Annotated in this window: 18 protein-coding genes and 1 pseudogene; 15 read left to right on the forward strand and 4 right to left on the reverse strand. The window is 69.4% G+C overall.

The window, feature by feature from the left end; all coding sequences use genetic code 11:
* Nucleotides 1-50: 50 nt before the first annotated feature.
* Together yegS and ACFOJE_RS15475 are read left to right on the forward strand one after the other, a co-directional pair.
* Entirely contained in the window at nt 51-968 is a 918-nt protein-coding gene (yegS, locus tag ACFOJE_RS15470; RefSeq protein ID WP_377815372.1) for a lipid kinase YegS, read from the forward strand.
* An 88-nt stretch (nt 969-1,056) separates the two neighbouring features.
* Nucleotides 1,057-1,857 (forward strand): MOSC domain-containing protein, encoded by an 801-nt coding sequence (locus ACFOJE_RS15475; RefSeq protein WP_377815373.1) that lies wholly within the window; start codon nt 1,057-1,059, stop codon nt 1,855-1,857.
* Between the two features lie 46 nt (nt 1,858-1,903).
* Here the strand turns inward: ACFOJE_RS15475 and ACFOJE_RS15480 are convergent, their stop codons facing one another.
* The gene (locus tag ACFOJE_RS15480; RefSeq protein WP_377815374.1) at nt 1,904-3,832 is read right to left on the reverse strand and encodes a transglycosylase SLT domain-containing protein; all 1,929 of its coding nucleotides are present in this window, start codon (nt 3,830-3,832) and stop codon (nt 1,904-1,906) included.
* Nucleotides 3,833-4,012: 180 nt separating this feature from the next.
* On the opposite strand from ACFOJE_RS15480, the gene ACFOJE_RS15485 reads away from it, so the two are divergent.
* Complete coding sequence (locus ACFOJE_RS15485) at nt 4,013-5,905, forward strand: ATP-binding cassette domain-containing protein (RefSeq protein WP_377815375.1); 1,893 nt, start codon at nt 4,013-4,015, stop codon at nt 5,903-5,905.
* Nucleotides 5,906-5,971: 66 nt separating this feature from the next.
* On the forward strand, nt 5,972-6,658 hold the full coding sequence (locus tag ACFOJE_RS15490; RefSeq protein ID WP_377815376.1) for a DUF6901 family protein: 687 nt from the start codon (nt 5,972-5,974) through the stop codon (nt 6,656-6,658).
* A gap of 43 nt (nt 6,659-6,701) precedes the next feature.
* On the opposite strand, the gene ACFOJE_RS15495 is transcribed toward ACFOJE_RS15490, so the two are convergent.
* Nucleotides 6,702-7,148, reverse strand: coding sequence for a universal stress protein (locus ACFOJE_RS15495; RefSeq protein ID WP_377815377.1), 447 nt, complete (start codon nt 7,146-7,148; stop codon nt 6,702-6,704).
* A 546-nt stretch (nt 7,149-7,694) separates the two neighbouring features.
* On the opposite strand from ACFOJE_RS15495, the gene mhpT reads away from it, so the two are divergent.
* The 8 genes and pseudogenes from mhpT (at nt 7,695) to ACFOJE_RS15535 (ending at nt 17,235) form a co-directional block, all read left to right on the forward strand.
* The gene (gene mhpT / locus ACFOJE_RS15500) at nt 7,695-8,921 is read left to right on the forward strand and encodes a 3-(3-hydroxy-phenyl)propionate transporter MhpT (RefSeq protein WP_377815378.1); all 1,227 of its coding nucleotides are present in this window, start codon (nt 7,695-7,697) and stop codon (nt 8,919-8,921) included.
* 98 nt (nt 8,922-9,019) lie between these two features.
* Nucleotides 9,020-9,850, forward strand: coding sequence for a p-hydroxycinnamoyl CoA hydratase/lyase (locus tag ACFOJE_RS15505; protein ID WP_377815380.1), 831 nt, complete (start codon nt 9,020-9,022; stop codon nt 9,848-9,850).
* Between the two features lie 80 nt (nt 9,851-9,930).
* Nucleotides 9,931-11,379, forward strand: a complete 1,449-nt coding sequence (locus ACFOJE_RS15510; protein WP_377815381.1) for an aldehyde dehydrogenase — start codon at nt 9,931-9,933, stop codon at nt 11,377-11,379.
* 122 nt (nt 11,380-11,501) lie between these two features.
* Nucleotides 11,502-13,370, forward strand: a complete 1,869-nt coding sequence (locus tag ACFOJE_RS15515) for a feruloyl-CoA synthase (protein WP_377815382.1) — start codon at nt 11,502-11,504, stop codon at nt 13,368-13,370.
* Nucleotides 13,367-14,617 carry a thiolase family protein gene (locus ACFOJE_RS15520; RefSeq protein ID WP_377815383.1) on the forward strand — a complete coding sequence of 417 codons (1,251 nt, stop codon included), beginning with the start codon at nt 13,367-13,369 and terminating at the stop codon, nt 14,615-14,617. The genes ACFOJE_RS15515 and ACFOJE_RS15520 overlap by 4 nt, the downstream gene beginning before the upstream one ends.
* 21 nt (nt 14,618-14,638) lie before the next feature.
* Nucleotides 14,639-16,396 carry an acyl-CoA dehydrogenase C-terminal domain-containing protein gene (locus tag ACFOJE_RS15525; RefSeq protein ID WP_377815384.1) on the forward strand — a complete coding sequence of 586 codons (1,758 nt, stop codon included), beginning with the start codon at nt 14,639-14,641 and terminating at the stop codon, nt 16,394-16,396.
* Nucleotides 16,390-16,494: pseudogene (locus ACFOJE_RS15530) on the forward strand (electron transfer flavoprotein subunit beta/FixA family protein); the annotation flags it as partial. The gene ACFOJE_RS15525 and the pseudogene ACFOJE_RS15530, both read left to right, overlap by 7 nt.
* A 264-nt stretch (nt 16,495-16,758) precedes the next feature.
* Nucleotides 16,759-17,235, forward strand: coding sequence for an integrating conjugative element protein (locus tag ACFOJE_RS15535; protein ID WP_377815386.1), 477 nt, complete (start codon nt 16,759-16,761; stop codon nt 17,233-17,235).
* A 73-nt stretch (nt 17,236-17,308) separates the two neighbouring features.
* On the opposite strand, the gene pobA is transcribed toward ACFOJE_RS15535, so the two are convergent.
* On the reverse strand, nt 17,309-18,493 hold the full coding sequence (gene pobA / locus ACFOJE_RS15540) for a 4-hydroxybenzoate 3-monooxygenase (protein WP_377815387.1): 1,185 nt from the start codon (nt 18,491-18,493) through the stop codon (nt 17,309-17,311).
* A gap of 163 nt (nt 18,494-18,656) precedes the next feature.
* On the opposite strand from pobA, the gene ACFOJE_RS15545 reads away from it, so the two are divergent.
* Complete coding sequence (locus ACFOJE_RS15545; protein WP_377815388.1) at nt 18,657-19,616, forward strand: helix-turn-helix domain-containing protein; 960 nt, start codon at nt 18,657-18,659, stop codon at nt 19,614-19,616.
* Between the two features lie 63 nt (nt 19,617-19,679).
* Here the strand turns inward: ACFOJE_RS15545 and ACFOJE_RS15550 are convergent, their stop codons facing one another.
* Complete coding sequence (locus ACFOJE_RS15550) at nt 19,680-20,165, reverse strand: MarR family winged helix-turn-helix transcriptional regulator (RefSeq protein WP_377815389.1); 486 nt, start codon at nt 20,163-20,165, stop codon at nt 19,680-19,682.
* A gap of 288 nt (nt 20,166-20,453) precedes the next feature.
* Between ACFOJE_RS15550 and fadB the strand changes: the two genes are divergently transcribed.
* Both fadB and fadA read left to right on the forward strand, forming a co-directional pair.
* A complete protein-coding gene (gene fadB / locus ACFOJE_RS15555; protein WP_377815390.1) occupies nt 20,454-22,601 on the forward strand; it encodes a fatty acid oxidation complex subunit alpha FadB in 2,148 nt (715 codons plus the stop codon).
* A gap of 17 nt (nt 22,602-22,618) precedes the next feature.
* Nucleotides 22,619-23,794 carry an acetyl-CoA C-acyltransferase FadA gene (fadA, locus tag ACFOJE_RS15560; protein WP_377815392.1) on the forward strand — a complete coding sequence of 392 codons (1,176 nt, stop codon included), beginning with the start codon at nt 22,619-22,621 and terminating at the stop codon, nt 23,792-23,794.
* The last annotated feature ends 47 nt before the right edge of the window (nt 23,795-23,841 follow it).

The raw sequence follows: 23,841 nt of genomic DNA on the forward strand, positions 1-23,841 counted from the left end.
CTGCGCTCCGTTGTCCAACGGGAAAGGGCATCCCTGTGACGAGGTGAGCGATGGGCAGACCCAAGGCATGGCTGATCCTGCATGGCAAGCAGGCGGAGAACGACGAGCTGCGCACCGCCATCGAAGCCCGGCGCGAGGACGGTTGGGAACTGGCGGTGCGCCTGACCTGGGAGGCGGGCGATGTCCGCCGGTTGGTCGAGGAGGGGCTGGCGGCCGGGTTTCCCGCGATCGTCGCCGGTGGCGGCGACGGCACCTTGCGCGAGGTGGCCGAGGCCCTGGCGCTGGCCGGCGGCGGCGCCAGCCTGGCGATCCTGCCCCTGGGCACGGCCAACGACTTCGTCCGGGCGGCCGGGGTGCCGCTGCTGCCGGTGGAGGCCCTGGGGCTGCTCGACCTTCCGCCCGTTCCGGTCGACCTCGGCGAGGTGGACGGCCGGCTGTTCCTCAACATGGCCACCGGCGGCTTCGGCTCCAGGGTCACGGCCAGCACGCCGGAGGAGCTGAAGAAGGCCCTCGGCGGCGCCGCCTACCTGCTCGCCGGCCTGAGCCGTTTCTCCGAACTGAAAGCCACCTTCGCCCGCTTCCGCGGTCCAGACTTCCGCTGGGAGGGCGAGTTCCTCGCCTTCGGCATCGGCAACGGCCGCCAGGCCGGCGGCGGCTACCCGCTGTGTCCCGAGGCGCTGGCCGACGACGGGCTGCTCGACCTCTGCATCCTGCCCGCCGCCGAGGATGCGGTGGGCGCGCTGGGCACGCTGATCTCCGGCCGTCTGCGCGGGGTGGAGAGCGTCGCGGTCGGGGCGCGGCTGCCGTGGGTCGAGATTGAGGCGCCACAGGGGCTGGATCTGAACCTGGACGGCGAACCGCTTGAACTCCGGGCCCTGCGCTTCACGACGCGACCGGCGGCCCTGCGCGTGCACCTGCCGACGGATTCGCCCGTGCTGCGTGGCAACGCGCCGCCCTCGGCGGTCTGAGCGGTCCGCGCCGGAGCTGTCATTCGCCCGCGTGGCGTTGGTAAGCTCCTGCGAACCTTTTCCCGTACCGATTCAAGGAAGCTGGCCCATGCATCTCTCCGCTCTCTATCGCTACCCCCTCAAGTCCGCCCGCGGCGAGTCGCTGCAGCGGGCGCAACTGGACGCCCTGGGGCTGGCCGGCGACCGGCGCTGGATGGTGGTCGACGCGCCGCGGGGGCGTTTCCTCAGCCAGCGGCAACTGCCGCAGATGGCCCGGCTGCAGGCGCGCTGGCAGGGTTCCGACCTCGTCCTCGACGCGCCCGGCATGTCCGAGCTGACGGTCGCGATGCCGGCAGTCGATGCGCCGCTGCGGGAGGTCAGCGTGTGGGACGACAGCCTGTCGGTGCCGGATGCCGGGGAGGCGGCGGCCAACTGGCTGAGCGAGTGGCTCGGCCGGCCGTGCCGGCTGGTGCAGGTGCCGGAGCAGCGGGCCCGGCAGGTGGATACCGAATACGCGCAGCCGGGCGACAAGGTCGGCTTCGCCGACGGCTTTCCCTTCCTGCTGATCGGCCAGGGTTCCCTAGACGATCTCTGCGCCCGGGTCGGCCGGCCGCTGGAGATGGAGCGCTTTCGGCCGAACCTGGTGGTGACCGGCAGCGAGCCCTACGCCGAGGACGGCTGGAAGCGGATCCGCATCGGCAGCGTGGAGTTCCGGGTGGCCAAGCCCTGTTCGCGCTGCGCGATCCCCACCCTCGATCCGCTGACCGGCGAGCGCAGCCCGGACCACGAGCCCATCGCCACGCTCAAGACCTACCGCAAGGGCGAGGGCGGGGTGTTCTTCGGCCAGAACCTGATCGCCGACGGAGTCGGCGAGCTGGCCGTGGGGATGCCGGTCGAGGTGCTGGAGTAGCTCTCCGGCCGGGCCGACCGGGCCGTGCGGCCCGGCCGGCTCTCGCTCACTGGTCGTCGAAATAGCGCTCGTGCCATTCCACCAGGGGCTGCGGGGCGTTGAGCTTGTGCCCGTAGATCACCGAGTAGGACAGCACGTTCTGCACGTACTGGCGGGTCTCGTCGAAGGGGATGGTCTCCACCCAGACGTCGAAGGCCAGGTGGTCGGCGCCGCGCAGCCACTGGCGGACGCGGCCGGGACCGGCGTTGTAGGCGGCGGAGGCGAGCACCCGGTTGCCGTTGAACTGGGCGTGCACCTGGCTCAGGTAGGCGGCGCCGAGCTGGATGTTGGTGTCCGGCTCGAAGACCTGGTTCGGCGAGCGCAACTGGATGCCGAACTTGCGCGCGGTCTCCTTGGCGGTGCCTGGCATCAGCTGCATCAGGCCGCCGGCGCCGACCCCGGAGCGGGCGTCGCTCATGAAGGCGCTTTCCTGGCGGGTGATGGCGAACACCCAGCTCGAATGCAGGCCGCGGGTCCGCGCGGCGCGGGTCAGGCTGTTCTGGTGGGCCATCGGGAAGCGGATGTCCAGATCGTCCCAGTACTGGGCCTGGCTGATGGTGCGGATGGCCGGGAAGTACCAGCCCATGTCGTAGGCGATCCTGGCCTGGGCGACCAGTTCTTCGCGGCTGAACAGGCGGCTGACGTGGTACCACTCGCGGCGCCCGTCGACGATCTGGCCGCGGGCGTGCAGCTCCAGAGCGCGGCGGACGCCGGCGGTGTTGCGCACCTTCTGCACAATCTTGGGATCAAGGGCCAAGGGCTTGTGGTTGAGCTGGTAGGGCACCTGCAGGCGGTCGGCGGAGAGGAAGCCGTAGAAGTCGCGTTCGCGGGCGACCGGCTGGTACAGGGCGACCGGCTGCTTGCTCTGCGGCTGGGCCAGTTGCAGGCTGCGCGCCTGCCAGTAGCGCCAGCGGTTGCTGGTGGCCAGCTCCTCGGGCAACTGGCGGGTCAGTTGGTAGGCCTCGTCCCAGCGGCCCAGGCGCAGCAGCAGGCGGGTGCGCCATTCGGCCACGGTCTTGTCGCGCAGCTCCGGGTCGTACTCGGCCATCACCTGCAGGGCGCGGCTGTCGAAGCGCTTGGCCAGGGTCAGGCCGATCTCCCGGGCGATCGCCACCTTCTCGTCGGCGGAGAACTTCATGCGCCGGGCGTAATCCTCCAGCAGGTCGAGGGCCTGGTCCGGATTCTCCCGGGCCAGGCGCCGCAGGCCGAGGCCGACCACGTCGGCCATGGCCGGGCTGGCGGGGTAGAAGCGGCCGGTCTGGATGATCAGGTTCGGCTTCTGCGCCACGTCCAGCATCAGCATGCCTTCGTTGCGCAGGCCGGAGAGGCTTTGCACCAGATGGGCGGCCAGGCCGTAGTTGCGTGCCTCGGCGGCCAGCTTGAGGCGCTTCCAGCGCAGCTCCTCGCTCAGCTGTCCGGCTGTCGCCCAGCGCTCGAAGAGGGCGTCGCAGGCCTCTGGCTGCGACTTGCCGACCAGCCAGAGCTTCTCGATGTGCGCATTGGCCTTGGTCCGGTCGGCGTGGCCGAGCTGGTACTGGCCGTAGAGGCAGTCCAGTTCGGTGAACTTCAGCGCCGGGTCGTAATACTTGAGGAAGGTCTGCCAGTCGCCGCGGTCGGCCAACTGGCGCAGCCAGCGCAGCTTCATCCAGCCGATCTGCGGCAGGTCGCCATGCTCGGTGAGGAATTCCTCGACCTCCCGGTTGTCGGCGCTTTTCAGACGGGCGGTCAGCTCGTCGTAGGCCAGGTAGGGCTCCAGCGGATAGTCGCGCAGGGCCTGACGGGTGCGCAGGTAGGGGCCGGAGTCGCCCTTGGCCAGGGCCCGCTTGGCCTGATCGTAGAGGGCGCGCTGCTCGCTGAGCGAGGCGGCGAGGGCGTCGGTGACGGCCAGGGTGGTCAGGGACAGGCAGCAAAACAGGGTCAGGAGACGACTGCGCATGATTCGTCCAGGGAAGGAGTACAAGGGGGTGTTCCCATGCCTAGGGAACTTATCGCTAGTTTAGCTGTAGCCCCCTCTTCATGACAGGTGGCGGAAAAGATATCCGTCGCTCGATCGGCGGGCGGTCCTCCCGTCGCGGCCTGCTAGAATGCGCGCCGATTCCCTGGAGGCTGCGATCCCATGACCCTGCTCAAGTTCACCGACGTTTCCCTGGCCTACGGCGCCATGCCGCTGCTCGACCACGTGTCCTGGCAGATCGAGCGGGGCGAGCGGGTCTGCATCATCGGCCGCAACGGCACCGGCAAGTCGAGCATGCTACGCCTGGTCAAGGGCGATCAGCACGCCGACGACGGCGAAATCTGGCGCGCGCCGGGGCTGAAGATAGGCGAACTGCCCCAGGAACTGCCGCGGGCCGACGAGCGGACGGTGTTCGACGTGGTCGCCGAGGGGCTGGCCGGGGTCGGCGCGCTGCTCGCCCAGTACCACCACCTGAGCCAGAACATCCACAGCGACGCCGACCTGGAGAAGCTCACCCGCGTCCAGCAGGAGCTGGAAGCGAAGGACGGCTGGCGCCTGCAGCAACTGGTCGACAGCACCCTGAGCCGCCTGCAGTTGCCGGCCGACAAGACCCTCGCCGAACTCTCCGGCGGCTGGCGCCGGCGCGTGCTGCTGGCCCAGGCGCTGGTCTCCGAGCCCGACCTGCTGCTGCTCGACGAGCCGACCAACCACCTGGACATCGGCGCCATCGCCTGGCTGGAGGAGGCGCTCTCCGGCTTCAACGGCGCCGTGCTGTTCATCACCCACGACCGCGCCTTCCTGCAGAACCTGGCCACCCGCATCCTCGAACTGGACCGCGGCCACCTGATCGACTGGCACGGCAACTACGCCAGCTTCCTAGTGCACAAGGAACAGCAGCTGGCCGCCGAGGAGACGGCCAACGCCCTGTTCGACAAGCGCCTGGCCCAGGAGGAGGTATGGATCCGCCAGGGCATCAAGGCCCGCCGCACCCGTAACGAGGGCCGCGTGCGCGCGCTCAAGGCGATGCGCGCCGAGCGCTCCGAGCGCCGCGAGCGGCAGGGCAAGGCCAGCTTCCAGGTGGAGACGGCGGAGAAGTCCGGCAAGCAGGTGATAGTCGCCGAGCACGTCGGCTTCGCCTATCCGGGCGAGGCGCCGCTGATCCGCGACTTCTCCATGGTCCTGCAGCGCGGCGACCGCATCGGCCTGCTCGGCGCCAACGGCACCGGCAAGACCACCCTGCTCAAGCTGTTGCTCGGCGAGCTCGAGCCCACCAGCGGCAGCATCAAGATCGGCACCAAGCTGGAAGTGGCCTACTTCGACCAGCTGCGCAACCAGCTGGAGCCGGAGAAGACGGTGATCGACAACATCTCCGAGGGGCGCGAGTTCATCACCATCAACGGGCAGAACCGCCACGTGCTGAGCTACCTCGGCGACTTCCTGTTCAGCCCGCAACGGGCGCGGACCCCGGTCAAGGCCCTGTCCGGCGGCGAGCGGGCGCGTCTGCTGCTGGCCAAGCTGTTCAGCAAGCCGGCCAACCTGCTGGTGCTGGACGAACCGACCAACGACCTGGACGTGGAAACCCTGGAGCTGCTGGAGGAGATCCTGCTGGACTTCCCCGGCACCGTGCTGATGGTCAGCCACGACCGGGCCTTCCTCGACAACGTGGTGACCAGCACCCTGGTGTTCGAGGGCGACGGCCGCGTGCGCGAGTACGTCGGCGGCTACCAGGACTGGCTGCGCCAGGGCGGCTCGCCGCGCCTGCTCGGCGTCGGCGAGGACAAGCCGGCGAAGAAGGAGGCGCCGGCCCCTGTCGCGGATGCTTCCGCGAGCGCCGGCAAGAAGAAACTGAGCTACAAGCTGCAGCGCGAGCTGGAGGCGATCCCCGGACAGATCGACGCCGTGGAGGCGGAGCTGGCCGAGCTGCACGAGCGGATAGGCGATCCGGCCTTCTATCAGCAGCCGGCGGCGCAGTCCGGCCCCGTGCTGGCGCGCATCGAAGCACTGCAGCAGGAACTGGACCGCCTGCTGGAGCGCTGGGCCGAGCTGGAAGCGTGACGGGGCGCACGGTGGGCGGAATTCATCGTTGTTTCAATGGCCTGCGATTGCCAGTTGGAGATTCGAATGGCCATTGAGTACCAGATCCGTCTGGATGACGAGCACGAGTTCAGCTATCGCATCGAGCTGGACCGACAGTACGACCCCGAGCAGACCCGCCAGGCGGCCAAGTGGACCCGCCTGGAGCACCAGCAGTGCAGCAACTGTCCGCTCAGCCGCGATCAGTACAGCCATTGCCCGGCGGCGCTGGACCTGCAGGGGGTGATCGAGGACTTCCACGGGTTGCCGGCGTTCCAGAAGGCGCTGGTCTGGGTGCGCATGCCGGAGCGGGAATACCGCAAGCAGGTCAGCCTGGAGGAGGGCGTGCGCTCGCTGCTGGGCGTGATCATGGCCACCAGCGCCTGTCCGCGGCTGGCGCGGCTGAAGCCGATGGCGCAGCAGCACCTGCCGTTCGCCAGCCAGCAGGAGTTCGCCCTGCGCGCGGTTTCGCTCTACCTCACCCGGCAGTACTTCAACTTCCGCGAGCAGCGCCATGCCGACTGGGAGCTGAAGGGCCTGGTGCGCCTGTTCCAGCAGCTGCAACTGGTGAATCAGGCGTTCTGGCAGCGCATCCACGACACCTGCAACGGCGATTCCAATTTGAAGGCCTTCCTGACCTTCTTCTCCATGGCGTCCAGCATGAGCTATTCGCTGGAAACCCAGCTGCAGAAGATCCGCCCGCTGGTCATGAGCGCCGGCGAGTCCTGCGACTGACCCGCCGTCCCATGCGCCACCCGCCGAGGGTGGCGCTCCCCTGTCACTTGCTCGGCTGCTTGTTCAGATGCACGGCCAGCACGTCGCAGAACGCGCCGTGCAGGACGTCGTTGGAAGTGGAGCCCAGCAGCAGGGACAGACCGTGACGGCCATGGCTGCCGACGACGATCAGATCGCATCCCAGTTCCGAAGCCAGGCGATGGATCTCCTGACGCGGCTGGCCGTAGGCGATATGCCGGCGGTCCTGCGTCAGCTCCGGATAGCCCACGCAGAAGTGGTCGATCCTCTGGTGCGCCTGCTCGAGCTGCTGCTCCTGCAGGGCCGACAGATCCATCGGCACGTCGCCGCCGAAGGCCATGGCCATCGGTTCGACGGTGTGGGTCAGCGACAGTTGGGCCTGGAAGCACTGGGCCAGATCCCGTGCGCGCTGTATGACCGCGTGGCAATCCTCGGTGAGATCCACGGCGATGAGAATGTGTTTGTAGGGCATGGTCGTATCCTGAGTAGTGAGCCTGCGCCAAGTATGACGCGCCCGTGTGAACAGGGAAGTCTCCGACGGTACTAACGTGCGATTCCTTGCGCCAGCGCAACCCCCTACGGGGCGGGTCGGACGTCATGCTCCAGCGCTGCGGGCGCTTGAATATTATGTTTTTTAACTATTAGCCGCCCGCTCCCTATAATCCCATGGTCGTTGACGCTGCCGGGAGCCTCTGCTGAAATGCGCCTGCCTCATGGTTAATGAAATTAACTAATCTGGCTTCCGTATAACAATCGATAAGAAAGGAAACGACCATGACGAAGCTGGCTTTGCTTGCCTGGCGCCTGCCGTGCGCCGCCTCCCTCCCTCTCCGCCTCCCCGGCACGGCTCGACTCGGGGCTGCTCCCTTTCCGCTACCCAATCCGTAACCCGGCGATCACGCCTCGCGATCACGCCTCGCGATAGCGGCGGTCGACGCGGTAATCCTTGATCTTCCCGGGTGCCGGCATGGCCCGGGCGGACGGCCGCCTGTCCGAATCCTGCAAAAGGTGGTTTTCGATGAAAACGGTAGGGAAAGAGTCCTCTCGTACTTACACGACCATTGCCTTGTGTTTCGTCGTCGCGCTCCTCGAGGGCATGGATCTGCAATCGGCCGGCATCGCCGCGCCCGGTATCGCCGCCCGGTTCGGCCTGAGTTCGACGATGATGGGCGCGGTGTTCAGCGCCAGCATCCTCGGTCTGCTGCCCGGCGCCCTGGGCGGCGGCTGGCTGGCCGATCGCGTCGGCCGCAAGCGCGTGCTGATCGGCGCGGTGGCGCTGTTCGGCCTGTTCTCCATCGCCACCGCCCAGGTCTGGGATCTGAACAGCCTGCTGGCGGCGCGTTTTCTGACCGGCGTCGGCCTGGGCGCGGCGCTGCCCAATCTGATCGCCCTGTCCTCGGAGGCGGCGGACGCCCGTTCCCGCGGCATCGCGGTCAGCCTGATGTACTGCGGCGTGCCGCTGGGCGGGGCGCTGGCGGCGCTGGTCGGCATGGCCGGCTTCGCCAGCGGTTGGCAATCGGTGTTCTACGTCGGCGGGATGGCGCCGCTCTTGGTCGCGCCGCTGCTGGCCCTGTGCCTGCCCGAGTCGGCGGCCTTCCGCGAGCAGCAGAACGCCGGGGGCGGCGGGGCTTCGTCAATGCGCGTCTCCCTCCGGCAGGGGCTGTTCCAGGAGGGTGCGGCCACGCCGACCCTGCTGCTGTGGATCAGCTACTTCTTCACCCTGATGGTCGTCTACATGCTGCTCAACTGGCTGCCCACGTTGCTGGTCGGCCAGGGCTTCACGCGTCCCCAGGCCGGTGTGGTGCAGATCCTCTTCAACCTCGGCGGCGCCACCGGCTCGCTGCTGCTCGGGTTGCTGCTGGACCGCTGGCGGCCGCCGGCGCTGGTGGCGCTGACCTACGCCGGCATCCTCGCCGCCCTGGCCGGACTGGGCCTGTCCGAGACGGTCGGCAGCATGCGGCTGGCCGGGTTCGCCGCCGGCTTCTTCGCCATCGGCGGGCAACTGGTGCTCTATGCGCTGGCGCCGCTGTTCTATCCCACCTCAGTGCGCGCCACCGGTGTCGGCGCCGCGGTGGCGATCGGCCGCCTGGGCTCGATGAGCGGGCCGCTGGTGGCCGGGCAGATGCTGGCGATGGGCACCGGCGCCACCGGCCTGCTGCTGGCTTCCGCGCCCGGCATCGTAGTGGCCGCGGCGGCGGTGTTCTACCTGCTCGGCCAGCGTCGCGCCGAGGGCGTGCCTGTCTGAGTGCGAGGACATCGGTTCGGCAAGATAATTAATTGACATAACTAATTTGCTGGCGCTAGCTTAGGCCTCACACCAATAACAACTCGAAGGTGAACCGCATGAACAAGTACGAAGGCCGCTGGAAGACCGTGCTGGTGGAGATCGAGGGCGGTATCGCCTGGGTCACCCTGAACCGTCCGGAAAAGCGCAATGCCATGAGCCCGACGCTCAACCGCGAGATGCGCGACGTGCTGGAAACCCTGGAGCAGGACGCCGACGCCCGGGTGCTGGTGCTGACCGGCGCCGGCAGCGCCTGGACCGCCGGCATGGACCTCAAGGAATACTTCCGCGAGGTCGACGCCGGTCCCGAGATCCTCCAGGAGAAGATCCGCCGCGAGGCCTCCGAGTGGCAGTGGAAGCTGCTACGCATGTACGCCAAGCCGACCATCGCCATGGTCAACGGCTGGTGCTTCGGCGGCGGCTTCAGCCCGCTGGTGGCCTGCGACCTGGCGGTCTGCGCCGACGAGGCGACCTTCGGCCTGTCGGAGATCAACTGGGGCATCCCGCCCGGCAACCTGGTCAGCAAGGCCATGGCCGATACCGTCGGCCACCGCCAGGCGCTCTACTACATCATGACCGGCAAGACCTTCGACGGCCGCAAGGCGGCGGAGATGGGCCTGGTTAACCAGAGCGTGCCGCTGGCCCAGCTGCGCGAGACGGTGGTCACCCTCTGCCAGGACCTGCTGGACAAGAACCCGGTCGTGCTGCGCGCGGCGAAGAACGGCTTCAAGCGCTGCCGCGAGCTGACCTGGGAGCAGAACGAGGACTACCTGTACGCCAAGCTCGACCAGTCGCGCCTGCTGGATACGGAGGGCGGACGCGAGGAGGGCATGCGCCAGTTCCTCGACGAGAAGAGCATCAAGCCGGGCCTGCAGGCCTACAAGCGCTGACCGCGGCAGGACGGGGAGGGCGCCTGCCGCCCGCCCGTCCGGGGCGACAAGAACAATAATGACGAGACAAGGATTTCCCCATGCTTGACGTGCCCTTGCTGATCGACGGGCTGGCCAGGCCGGCCAGCGACGGACGGACCTTCGTGCGACGCAATCCGCTGAGCGGCGAGATCGTCTCGACCGCCGCCGCGGCCACCCCGGAAGACGCTGATGCCGGGGTCGCCGCGGCGCAGCGCGCCTTTCCGGCCTGGGCCGCGCTGGCGCCGAGCGAGCGCCGCGCGCGCCTGACGAAAGCCGCGGACCTGCTGGAGAGCCGCACGGCCGATTTCATCGCCCTCGCCGGCGAAACCGGCGCCATGGCCAACTGGTACGGCTTCAACGTGCAGCTGGCCGCCGCTGTCCTGCGCGAGGCGGCGGCCATGACCACGCAGATCGTCGGCGAGGTCATTCCTTCCGACATCCCCGGCAGCTTCGCCATGGCGCTGCGCCAGCCCTGCGGCGTGGTGCTCGGCATCGCGCCCTGGAACGCGCCGGTCATCCTCGCCGCGCGCGCCGTGGCCATGCCGCTGGCCTGCGGCAATACCGTGGTGCTCAAGGCCTCGGAGAACAGTCCCGCGATCCACCGCCTGCTCGGCCAGGCGCTGCAGGACGCAGGTCTGGGCGACGGCGTGGTCAACGTGCTCGGCAACGCGCCGGAGGACGCCCCGGCCATCGTCGAGCGGCTGATCGCCAACCCGGCGGTGCGCCGGGTCAACTTCACCGGCTCGACCCACGTCGGGCGGATCGTCGGCGAGCTGGCGGCGCGCTACCTGAAGCCGGCGGTGCTGGAGCTGGGTGGCAAGGCGCCGTTCCTGGTGCTGGACGACGCCGACCTGGACACCGCGGTCGCGGCGGCGGCCTTCGGCGCCTACTTCAACCAGGGACAGATCTGCATGTCCACCGAGCGGCTGATCGTCGATGCCAGGGTGGCCGACGCCTTCGTCGACAAGCTGACGCAGAAGGTCGCCACGCTGCGGGTCGGCGATCCGGCCAGCGCCGAGGCGGTGCTCGGCTCGCTGATCGACGAGGGCGCGGCACGGCGCATCCAGGCCCTGGTGGACGACGCCCTGGCCAAGGGCGCGCGGCTGCTCTGCGGCGGCCGTAGCGACGGCAGCCTGATGCAGGCCACCCTGCTCGACAACGTCACCGCCGACATGCGCCTGTACCGCGAGGAGTCCTTCGGTCCGCTGGCGGTGGTGCTGCGCGCCGAGGGCGACGAGGAACTGCTGCGCCTGGCCAACGATTCCGAGTTCGGCCTCTCCGCGGCGATCTTCAGCCGCGACGTCTCCCGCGCCCTGGCGCTGGCCCAGCGCATCGACTCGGGGATCTGCCACATCAACGGACCGACGGTGCAGGACGAGCCGCAGATGCCCTTCGGCGGCGTCAAGGCCAGCGGCTACGGCAGCTTCGGCGCCCGTGCCGCGATCGAGCAGTTCACCCAGCTGCGCTGGATCACCCTGCAGAACGGGCCGCGCCACTACCCGATCTGAGCACCATCCCCGGCCGGCGTGCGCCGGGGCGAGCGATCTTCCGGAACAACAAGAACAACACAGGGCCGGCCACGGCCGGTCCGCGCCCCGCACCTGCGGCGGCGTCCTGCGGGAGGAGTGCAATGAACAGCAAGGTCTGCGAGTCCCCTTTCCCTGTGGCGCAGCCGCGCCTGCGTCCAGTGGCGATCGGCCAGCCGGGCGTCGCCTTCGACACGGCGAACGGCTGCCTCTACCTGCGTCCCCTGGAACCCCTGGCGCCCTTGCCGGTGCGCCTGCTCGACCGCCTGCGGCACTGGGCGCGGCTGACCCCCGAGCAGACCCTGGTCGCCCGGCGCGGCGCCGACGGGGCCTGGCAGCGCCTCGGCTACGCGCAGATGCTGGACAGCGCCCGGACCATCGGCCAGCACCTGCTGGAGTACGGGCTGAGCGCCGAGCGGCCGCTCTTGATCCTCTCCGGCAACGGCCTGGACCACCTGAAGCTGGCGACCGCCTGCCTCTACGTGGGCATTCCCTACTGCCCGGTGTCGCCGGCCTATTCCACCCTGTCGCAGGATCTGGCCAAGCTGCGCCACATCGTCGAGCGCCTGCGCCCCGGCCTGGTCTTCGCCGCGGACAGCGCGACCTATGCCCGTGCCATCGGGAGCGTGATCCCGCCAGACGTGCCGCTGCTGTTCAGCGAAGGCGCGCTGCCCGGTCGGCCCTGCCGTACCTTCGCCGAGCTGGAGCGGCCGACCGACACCGCCGCGGCGGATGCTGCCTTCGTCCGGGTCGGGCCGGAGAGCATCGCCAAGTTCCTCTTCACCTCGGGCTCGACCAAGCTGCCCAAGGCGGTGCCGACCACCCAGCGTATGCTCTGCGCCAACCAGCAGATGCTGCTGCAGACCTTCCCGGCGTTCGCCGAGGAGCCGCCGGTGCTGGTCGACTGGCTGCCCTGGAACCACACCTTCGGCGGCAGCCACAACGTCGGCATCGCCCTCTACAACGGCGGCACCCTCTACATCGACGACGGCAAGCCGACGCCCGAGGGCTTCGCCGAGACCCTGCGCAACCTGCGCGAAATCTCGCCGACCGCCTACCTGACCGTACCCAAGGGCTGGGAAGAGCTGGCCGGCGCCCTGGAGCAGGACGCCGGGCTGCGCGAGCGCTTCTTCGCCCAGGTCCGGCTGTTCTTCTTCGCCGGCGCCGGGCTGTCGCAGTCGGTGCGCGAGCGGCTGGACCGGGTGGCCGAGGCGCATTGCGGCGAGTGCATTCGCACGATGGCCGGGCTGGGCATGACCGAGACGGCGCCGTCCTGCACCTTCAGTACCGGGCCGGTGGACCTGCCCGGCTACGTCGGCGTGCCGGCGCCGGGCTGCGAGCTGAAGCTGGCGCCGGTGGGCGGCAAGCTGGAGGCGCGCTTTCGCGGCCCGCACGTGATGGCCGGCTACTGGCGCGAGCCCGAGCTCAGCGCCGAGGCCTTCGACGAGGAGGGCTACTACCGCTCCGGCGACGCCCTCCGGCTGGTCGACCCCGACCGTCCCGAGCTGGGCCTGCTGTTCGACGGGCGCATCGCCGAGGACTTCAAGCTGTCCTCCGGGGTCTTCGTCAGCGTCGGGCCGCTGCGCGCCCGCATCATCCTGGCCGGCGCGCCCTATATCCAGGACGTGGTGGTGACCGGGCCGAACCGCCCCGAGCTGGCCCTGCTGATCTTCCCGCGCCTGCCCGAGTGCCGGGCCCTGGCCGGCCTGCCGGAGTCGGCGCCGGCCGCCGAGGTGCTGGCAGCGCCGGTGGTGCGCACCTGGCTGAGAGCACTGCTGGACGAGCTCAACCGCACCGCGACCGGCAACGCCAGCCGCCTGGCCTGGGCCTGCCTGCTCGCCGAGCCGCCGTGCATCGACCGCGGCGAAGTGACCGACAAGGGCTCGATCAACCAGCGCGCGGTGTTGCAGCAGCGCGAGGCGCTGATCGACGCCCTGTACGCCGGTGAGGATACCGGGCGGGTGCTCGCATGAGTCGCGCGGCCGGACTGTATTCGGCGTTCGACGAGGTCTGCCTGGTGGATGCCCTGCGCACTCCCTGGGTCGATCTGGGCGGCGCGCTGGCGCAGGTCTCGCCCATCGACCTGGGGATCGCCGTCGCCCGCGGGCTGTTCGCCCGCAGCGGCATCGAGGCGGCGGCGGTGGATTCGGTGATCGCCGGCTCCATGGCCCAGGCCAGCTTCGACGCCTATTTCCTGCCGCGCCACATCGGCCTCTACAGCGGCGTGCCGCAGGCGGTGCCGGCGCTGGCGGTGCAGCGCATCTGCGGCACCGGCTTCGAGATTCTCCGGCAGGCCGGCGAACAGATCGCCCGCGGCAGCGCCGCGCTGGCGCTGTGCGTGGCCAGCGAGTCGATGTCGCGCAACCCGATCGCCGCCTACACGCATCGCGGCGGCTTCCGCCTCGGCGTGCCGGTGGAGTTCAAGGACTTCCTCTGGGAGGCGCTGTTCGATCCGGCGGCCGGCATCGACATGCTGCAGACGGCGGAAAACCTCGCGCGTATCCACGGACTCGAGCGGGAGACGGTCGACCGCTTCGCCGCCCGGAGCTTCGCGCGCGCCCTGGCCGCGCAGGAGGCCGGCTGGTTCGCCGGCGAGATCCTGCCGCTCGAACGCGCCCGCTTCTCCCTGGAGGGCGGCCGCGAGCGCGCCCTCGACCTGCCGCGTGGCGTCGAGACGGTGGAGCGCGACAGCCATGTGCGCGCCTCCTCGTTCGAGGCCCTGCAGCGCCTGCGTCCGGTACATGCCGGCGGCGTGCAGACCGCCGGCAACAGCTGCGCGGTGGTGGACGGCGCGGCCGCCGCGCTGGTCGGCGCCTGCCGCGACTTCCCCGGCGCCCGCCCGCTGGCCTGGCTGCGCGCGGTCAGCGCCTGCGGGGTGGCCCCGGAGCGGATGGGCATCGGCCCGGTGGCGGCGATCCGCCTGCTGCTCGAACGCAGCGCCCTGACGCTGGCCGACATCGGCCGCTTCGAGATCAACGAGGCCCAGAGCGCGCAGGTGCTCGCCGTGCAGCGCGAGCTGGAGATCGACACGGAATGCCTGAACGTCCACGGCGGGGCCATCGCCCTCGGCCATCCGCTGGTCGCCACCGGCCTGCGCCTGACCCTGACCCTGGCGCGCCAGCTGCGCACCGCCAAGCTGCGCTACGGCGTGGCGGCGGCCTGCATCGGCGGCGGCCAGGGCATGGCCATGCTGATCGAGAACCCCGACTACCGGGGTTGAGCATTCACTGGAGGATTTGCCATGTGGCACTACCAAGCCCCGCTGCGCGACATGCGCTTCGTCATCGAGGAATGGCTGGCGGCGCCGGCCGACTGGCGGCGGATGCCGGCCTTCGAGAGTCTGGATAGCGAACTGGCCGCCCAGGTGGTCGAGGAGGCGGGACGCTTCGCCAGCGGCGTGCTGGCGCCGCTGAACGCGCCCGGCGACCGCCAGGGCTGCCGCTTCGACGACGGCCGGGTCAGCACCCCGGACGGCTTTCCCGCCGCCTACCGGGCCTTCGTCGACGGCGGCTGGGCGGCGCTGGCCTGCGCCGCGGAGGACGGCGGCCAGGGCCTGCCGCAACTGCTCAACGCCGCGCTCTTGGAGATGATCTATTCGACCAACCATGCCTGGGCGATGTACCCGGGCATCGCCCACGGCGCCTACGAATGCCTGCGCGCCCACGGCTCGCCCGAGCTGCGCGAGCGCTACCTGGCGGCCATCGTCAGCGGCGAGATCCTGCCGACCATGTGCCTGACCGAGCCGCAGGCCGGCAGTGACGTGGGCCTGCTGCGCAGCCGCGCCGAGCCGGCCGCGGACGGCAGCTACCGGATCAGCGGCAGCAAGCTGTTCGCTTCCGGCGGCGAGCACGACCTGACCGAGAACATCCTGCATCTGGTGCTCGCCCGCCTGCCCGACGCGCCGCCCGGCAGCCGCGGCATCTCGCTGTTCCTGGTGCCCAAGCGCTTGCCCGACGGCCGCCGCAACGCGGTGCGCTGCGACGGCATTGAGCACAAGCTGGGCATCCGCGGCAGCGCCACCTGCACCCTGAGCTTCGAGCAGGCCGAGGGCTGGCTGCTCGGCGAGCCGCACAAGGGCCTGGCGGCGATGTTCGTGATGATGAACTCGGCGCGCCTGCACGTCGGCCTGCAGGGCCTGGGGCATGCCGAGGCGGCCTGGCAGAACGCCGCGCAATACGCCGCCGAGCGCCGCCAGATGCGCGCCGTGCGTCGTCCGGAGGGACGCGCCGAGGCGCCGGCCGACCCGATCCATTACCACCCGGCGATGCGCCGCACCCTGCTCGAACTGCGCACCCTCACCGAGGGCATGCGCGCCCTGGGCTACTGGACCGCGCACCTGCTCGATGAGGCCGAGCAGGGCGCCGATCCGGCGCTGCGCGCCCGGGCGCAGGGCCGGGCCATGCTGCTGACCCCGCTGGTCAAGGCTTTCTTCACCGAGCAGGGGTTCCGTCTGGCCAGCGCGGCGCTGCAGGTGTTCGGCGGCTACGGTTACGTGCAGGAGTACGCCATCGAACAGACCCTGCGCGACAGTCGCATCGCCATGATCTACGAGGGCAGCAACGAGATTCAGGCCAACGACCTGCTGCTGCGCAAGGTGCTGGGCGACGGCGGCACCGTGCTGTGCGATCTGCTGGAGGACTTCCGCGCCGAGGCGGAGATCGCGGCGGTCAGCCCGGAGTGCGGTGCCTTCGCCGCCGCCCTGGGGCAGTACTGCGACCGCCTGACCACCGCAACCGAAGGGCTGGCCGCCGCCGCGGCGCGGGACCCGGAGCGGCCCTACCGGGCGGCGGGCGACTTCCTGCGCCTGCTCGGCCTGGTCGCCCTGGCTTTCGCCTGGACGCGCAGCGCGCGCCTGGCCGCCGGGCGCACGGACGATCCCTTCTATGCCGGCAAGCTGGAATCGGCGGCCTTCTTCTTCGCCTACCTGCTGCCTGAGGCGGACCACCGCCTGGCGCTGATCGAAGCCAGCCGCCAGCCGCTGCCGTTCCTGCCCGAGTGAACCCCTTCTGCGAGATCGCCGTTGAAGAGGCGGTACGTCTGAAGGAGCAGGGCGTCGCCAGAGAGATCGTCGTCGTCTCCATCGGCCCAGGCCAAGCAGGTGTCTGACCCAGCAAGAGGCCCGCTCATCGAGCGGCTTCTTGCTACTGGGGGCCGGCATCCTTACCGGATCGCTGCGCCATTCCCCGCCGATTGCAGGGGGGAGCGGCGGGGCCTGGTCGTTGATAATCACCTCGCGATTCGTCGAATATGGCAACGGTAGACCTGTCGATCCAAGAGAGGGACGACGGATGACGGCGTTTGGCCCCGAGTGGACCACGCCCGCATGGCCGACGGCTTTTTCCTCCTGATGGCGAGCAGTCCATGACAGCGATGATCCCGATGAATGACTGGCGCAGACGGATGCTCTGCTGCGTCCTGGCCGGCCTGCTTGCGGCATGCTCGTCGACGGGGCCGGAGCGGACCCGGCAAGCCGGGGCTCCGCAACCGGCCGCCGCCGCCCTGGCGCCGTGGGAGGCCGAGATGTTGCCGGTGGTTTCCTGGAGCCTGTCGCCCGGTCCGGTCGAGAGCCGTGCGATCGATGTTCCAAGCCTGCGGCCGGTGTTCCTGGTCGGCGACGACAGCCTGTCCAGGAGCTGGCTGAGGCTGCAGCGGGACAAGCTGCGGCGGCTGAACGCGCTCGGTCTGGTGGTGAACGTCGCTTCGCCTGCGGGCCTTGCGGAATTGCGCCAGCTGGCGGAGGGGCTGCAGCTGATCCCGGTGACCGGCGACGATCTGGCGGCCCTGCTGGGGTTTTCCCACTACCCGGTGCTGGTCACCTCCAGCTTCCTCGAACAATGAGCATTGTCCCCGGCGCCCCGTCCGCCCGGGAAAGTCCTTTGCCGGGCGGGGCGGCTTATTCGATGCGCCGGGCTCAGGCGACCTCTTCGTAGGGCAGGCCGACGTAGTTCTCGGCGATGGTCACGCGCCCGGCCTCGGAGTCGAGGAAGTACTCGCGGTCGGCCAGCTGCATGCGCTTGTCGAAGGCGTCGCTGCCGGCGAAGTCGTGCAGCAGGTTGGTCATGAACCAGCTGAAGCGCTCGCCCTTCCAGACCCGGCGCAGGGCCAGCTCGGAGTACTTCTCCAGGAGGTCGGTGCGGCCTTCCCGGTAGACCTTGGCCAGGATGCGGAACAGGTAGCAGACGTCGCTGCCGGCCAGGTTGAGGCCCTTGGCGCCGGTCGGCGGGACGATGTGCGCGGCATCGCCGACCAGGAACAGCCGACCGTACTGCATGGGCTCGACCACGTAGCTGCGCAGCGGCGCGATGCTCTTCTCCAGCGCCGGCCCGGTGATCACCTTCGCCGCCACGTCGCCCGGCAGGCGGCGCTTGAGTTCGCTCCAGAAGCGCTCGTCGGACCAGTCCTCGACCTTCTCGCTCAGCGGCACCTGCAGGTAGTAGCGGCTGCGCGTCGTCGAGCGCTGGCTGCAGAGCACGAAGCCCTGGTCGGTGTGCGCGTAGATCAGCTCCTCGTGGACCGGCGGCGTGTCGGACAGCAGGCCGAGCCAGCCGAACGGGTAGACGCGCTCGTAGTGCGACAGCACCTCGGCCGGAATGCTCTTGCGCGACACGCCGTGGAAGCCGTCGCAGCCGGCGATGTAGTCGCAGTCGAGGCGGTGGGGCTGGCCGTCTTTCTCGTAGGTGACGTAGGGCGTTTCCTCCTTGAGGCCGAACAGCTGCACGTTCTGCGTCTCGTAGACGATCGGCGCGCCGCTGGCCCGGCGCGCGTCCATCAGGTCGCGGGTGACTTCGGTCTGGCCGTAGACCATCACCGTCTTGCCACCGGACAGCGCCTTGAGGTCCAGGCGGATGCGCCGGCCCGAGCAGACCAGCTCGATGCCCTCGTGGACCAGGCCTTCCCGGTCCATGCGCTCGGCCACGCCGGCCTCGCGCAGCAGGTCGACCACGCCCTGCTCGAGCACGCCGGCACGGATGCGGCCGAGCACGTAGTCGGGGCTCTGGCGTTCGAGGATCACGTTGTCGATGCCAGCCTGGTGCAGCAACTGGCCGAGGAGCAGGCCGGACGGGCCGGCGCCGATGATTGCCACTTGAGTCTTCATTCTTATTGTCTCTCCGGTTGGGACCGGCCCGCCTGCGCAGGGCCGGCTTCGCTGATGGCCTCTGCATTTTTGTTTGGCGGATTGGGGAAAATAAGGTGATTTAAGCGGTATTGCTGGTACTTTTGGATGATCCGTTCGCTTATCGAACCAGAGGAGGTCGCCCATGAGGCCGAGCGTACCCGAGGCCCCGGTGTTCAAGCTGTACGGGGAGCAACTGGCCTGGCCGACGCCGGACCTGCTGCACTGCGAGTCGATCGCGCAGCGCAGCAGCCTGCATCACTGGGAGATCAAGCCGCACCGCCATGCCGACCTGTTCCAGTTGCTCTACCTCCAGGAGGGCGAGGCGCTGGCCCAGGTGGAGAACCGGCAACTGCGCCTGACCGAGTCGGCGATCCAGGTGGTGCCGCCGCTCTGCGTGCACGGCTTCCGCTTCTCCGAGGACGTCCAGGGTTACGTGCTGACCCTGGCCGCGCCCCTGGTGGTGCATCTGGAAGAGCTTCTGGGGCATCACCTGGGCGTGCAGGGCGGATTCGCCTGCTACCCGGTCGGCACGGACCGCGCCTGGCTCGATCTGCTGTTCGGGACGCTGTTTCGCGAATACCAGGGGCACGAGCCGGGGCGCGAGCTGCAGCTGCAGTCGCTGGTCAACCTGCTGATGGTCTGGCTCGGTCGCCGCGAGCGCCAGCACGCCGCCTCGCTCGGCGCCAGCCAGCGCAACCGCCAGTACCTGATGCGCTTCATGCGACTGGTCGAGCAGCACTACCGCGAGCACCTGTCGGTGGACGAGTTCGCCCACCGCGTCGGGCTCTCCGGCGTCCACCTGAACAGCCTGTGCCGCCAACTGGTCGGGCAGAGCGCCCTGCAGGTGATCCACCAGCGTCTCTTGCTGGAGGCCAAGCGCAACCTGGTCTACACCACCATGACCGTCAACGAGCTCTCCGACGCGCTCGGCTTCAGCGACCCGGCCTACTTCTCGCGGTTCTTCCGTCGCCTCGCCGGGCAGTCGCCGAAGGCCTTCCGCCAGAGTGCCGCCGCGGGCGCCGGGGCGATGCCCGGTCAGGAGGACGAGGGTTTCGGCAAGGGCGAGTTCATCGGCGACGCTTCCGCCGATGAGCGCGGATGAGGCCGCTCACGGTCCGGCCGACACGGGGCAGGGTGGAGGAGCGGCGCGGCGGCCGGCGGCGGTTCAGCGGTAGATCTTGTGCAGCAGCCCGATCAGCTGCTGGCGCTCCTCGGCGCTGAGCGCGGCGGTGGCCTCCTGGTCGCTCTGCGCGGCCACCTCGTGCAGCTCCCGGAGCAGCGTCTCGCCGGCCTTGCTGAGGAAGATGCCGTAGGAGCGCTTGTCCGGCTTGCAGCGCACCCGCACCGCCAGCCCGCGGCTCTCCAGCTTGTTCAAAAGGACCACCGCCTGCGGCGGTTCGATGGCCAGCGCGCGGGCCAGGTCGGCCTGCATCAGGCCGGGGTTCTGCTGGATGATCGCCAGGGCGGTGAACTGCGCCGGCCGCAGGTCGAAGGCCACGAGGCGGCTGACCAGGTGCTGGAAGACCTTGAGCTGGGCGCGGCGCAGGGCATAGCCGAGCAGGTCGTCGAGGGAGCTGTCCAGCGGGCCGTCGGCCGGTTGGGCGATGGCCTGCGGAGCGACGGCCGGGGAGGGGCTGGACTTGCTGGACATGGGCGTGCGCTGCTTCCGATTAGTTAACCTGCATAAAAATTCTGCAGTGCCCGGCGCCCGGAGGCAATCTTTCGCCGCTGCCGGCCCTTGCCCGAGGGAGCGGGCAGGTGCCGGATGCGCGCATGAGCCGTTGTCGGACATTGCCCGGCGGCCATGCCCGATGGCCGGCCCCGTGCCGTGCAACTATCCTGAAACCGGCACTGGCCGAATCTGTCCGCAGAATGCGCGGCTACGGCGTCGGTTGGCGTAACGCGCGGCCGGTTCAGCTTCCACTGGGAGAATCAGTCGATGATCTATAAAGGGAAAGCCATCCGGGTCCAGGCCCTGGGGGATGGCATCGCCGAGATGCAGTTCGACCTCGAGGGCGATTCCGTCAACAAGTTCAACCGCCTCACCCTGAACGAATTCCGTCAGGCCGTCGACGCGCTGCGGGCGGAGACCTCGCTCAGAGGCGTGCTGGTCACCAGCGCCAAGGGCATGTTCATCGTCGGCGCCGACATCACCGAGTTCGTCGGCCTGTTCCGCGCCCCGGAAGAGCAGCTGATCGGCTGGTGCGGCGAGGTCAACCGGATGTTCTGCGATTTCGAGGACCTGCCGCTGCCCACAGTGGTCGCCATCAACGGCATGGCGTTGGGCGGCGGCTTCGAGATCTGCCTGGCCTGCGACTACCGGGTCGTGGCCGAATCGGCTCGGGTCGGTCAGCCGGAGGTCAAGCTGGGCATCATCCCGGGCTTCGGCGGCACCGTGCGCCTGCCGCGGCTGATCGGCAGCGACAACGCCATCGAGTGGATCGCCAGCGGCAAGGACTACGGCGCCCGGGATGCGCTGAAGTTCGGCGCGGTGGATGCCGTGGTCGCTGACGAGCGGCTGCGCGAGGCGGCCCTCGATCTGCTGAAGCGGGCGGCCGCCGGCGAGCTGGACTATCGCGCCCGCCGCCAGCCCAAGCTGGAGCCGCTCAAGCTCGACAACATCGAGCAGATGATGGCCTTCGAGAGCGCCAAGGGCCTGGTGGCCGCCCAGGCCGGGCCGCACTACCCGGCGCCGGTGGCGGCGGTGAGATGCATCCAGAAGGCGGCCAACGCCCGGCGCGACGAGGCGCTGAAGATCGAGAGCGCGACCTTCGCCAAGCTGGCCAGGACTCCGGTGACGGCCAGCCTGGTCGGGCTGTTCCTCAACGAGCAGGTGCTCAAGCACAAGGCCAGGCAGTACGAGAAGGCCGCCCGAGCGGTGAATCAGGCCGCGGTCCTCGGTGCCGGCATCATGGGCGGCGGCATCGCCTACCAGTCAGCGCTCAAGGGCACGCCGATCCTGATCAAGGACATCCGCGAGGAAGCCATCCAGCAGGGCCTCGCCGAAGCCGCCAAGCTGCTGGAGAAGCGCGTCGAGAAGGGCCGCCTGACCCCGGCGCAGATGGCCGAGGCGCTCAACGGCATCCGGCCGACCCTGTCCTACGGCGATTTCGGCCAGGTGGACCTGGTGGTCGAGGCGGTGGTGGAGAACCCCAAGGTCAAGCAGGCGGTGCTGGCCGAAGTGGAGGGGACGGTGAAGGACGACTGCATCCTCGCCACCAACACCTCGACCATCTCCATCGGTTTCCTCGCCCGTTCGCTGAAACGCCCGGAGAACTTCTGCGGCATGCATTTCTTCAACCCGGTGCCGGTGATGCCGCTGGTGGAGGTGATCCGCGGCGAGCAGAGCAGCGAGCGGACCATCGCCACCACTGTCGCCTTCGCCCGGAAGATGGGCAAGAACCCGATCGTGGTCCGCGATTGCCCGGGCTTTCTGGTCAACCGCGTGCTCTTTCCCTACTTCGACGGCTTCGCCCGGCTGCTCGGCGCCGGTATCGACTTCCAGCGCATCGACCGGGTGATGGAGGCCTTCGGCTGGCCCATGGGGCCGGCCTACCTGCTCGACGTGGTCGGCATCGACACCGCCCACCATGCCCGCGGCGTGCTGGCCGAGGGTTTCCCTGAGCGGATGAAGCAGGAGCGGCGCACCGCCATCGATGCGCTCTACGAGGCCGGGCGCCTGGGGCAGAAGAACGGCAAGGGCTTTTACCGCTACGAGTCGGACGCCGGCGGCAAGCCGAAGAAGCTGGCCGATCCGGAGGTCGCCGGGGTGCTCGCGCCGATCGTCTTCGAGCAGCGCGAGCTGAGCGACGAGGACATCGTCCACTCCCTGATGCTGCCACTGTGCCTGGAAAGCGTGCGCTGCCTGGAGGAGGGCATCGTCGGATCGGCCGCCGAGGTCGACATGGGACTGGTCTACGGCATCGGCTTCCCGCCGTTCCACGGCGGGGCGCTGCGCTACATCGATAACGTCGGGGTGGCCGAGTTCGTCGCCCTGACCGATCGCTATGCCGACCAGGGGGCGCTGTACCGGCCGACCGAGAAACTGCGGGAAATGGCCAGGAACGGCCAGACCTTCTTCGCCTGAGCCCAGGGGAACCATCCATGAGTCTGAATCCGAGAGATGCCGTCATCGTCGATGCCGGTCGCACCCCCATGGGCCGCTCCAAGGGCGGCATGCATCGCTCCACCCGGGCGGAGAACCTGTCGGCCCAGCTGATCACCGCGCTGCTGGCGCGCAACCCGCAGATCGATCCGGCGGAGGTCGAGGACGTCATCTGGGGCTGCGTCAACCAGACCCTGGAGCAGGGCTGGAACATCGCGCGCATGGCTGCCCTGCTGACGCCGATCCCCCACAGCAGCGGCGCGCAGACCGTCAGCCGCCTGTGCGGCTCCTCCATGAGTGCGCTGCACACCGCGGTGCAGGCGATCCAGACCGGCAACGGCGAGGTCTTCGTCGTCGGCGGCGTCGAGCACATGGGCCATCTGCCGATGACCCACGGGGTCGATCCCAATCCGCGGCTGTCCCTGCACGTGGCCAAGGCCGCGGGCATGATGGGGCTGACCGCGGAGATGCTCGGGCGCATGCACGGCATCAGCCGTCAGCAGCAGGACGCCTTCGCCGTGCGTTCCCACCGTCTGGCGCACCAGGCCACGGTGGAGGGTCGCTTCAGGGACGAGATCGTTCCCACCGAGGGCCATGACCAGGACGGATTTCTCCGGCTGTTCGATTACGACGAGACCATCCGCCCGGACACCACCCTGGAAAGCCTGGCCGCGCTCAAGCCGGTGTTCGATCCGAAGAACGGCAGCGTGACCGCCGGGACCTCCTCGCAGATCACCGACGGCGCTTCCTGCATGATCGTGATGTCCGCCCAGCGCGCCCGGGATCTCGGCATCCAGCCGCTGGCGGTGGTGCGGGCCATGGCGGTGGCCGGCGTCGATCCGTCGATCATGGGCTACGGTCCGGTGCCGGCGACCTGGAAGGTGCTGCAGCGTGCCGGCCTCACCATGGGCGACATGGACTACGTCGAACTCAACGAGGCCTTCGCCGCCCAGGCGCTGCCCGTGCTCAAGGATCTCGAACTGCTCGACAGACTCGACGAGAAGGTCAACCTGCACGGCGGCGCCATCGCCCTGGGCCATCCTTTCGGTTGCTCGGGCACGCGGATCTGCGGCACCCTGTTGCACATCATGCGGCAGCGGGGCGGCCGTTTCGGCCTGGCGACCATGTGCATCGGCCTCGGGCAGGGCATCAGCACCGTGTTCGAGCGGGTGTGAAGATCGCCCGGCCGGCGCAGGCCGGCCGGGCGATCGGTGTCCGCGGG

Origin of the sequence: Azotobacter bryophylli (assembly GCF_042643485.1) — a bacterium.
Lineage (GTDB): Bacteria > Pseudomonadota > Gammaproteobacteria > Pseudomonadales > Pseudomonadaceae > Azotobacter > Azotobacter bryophylli.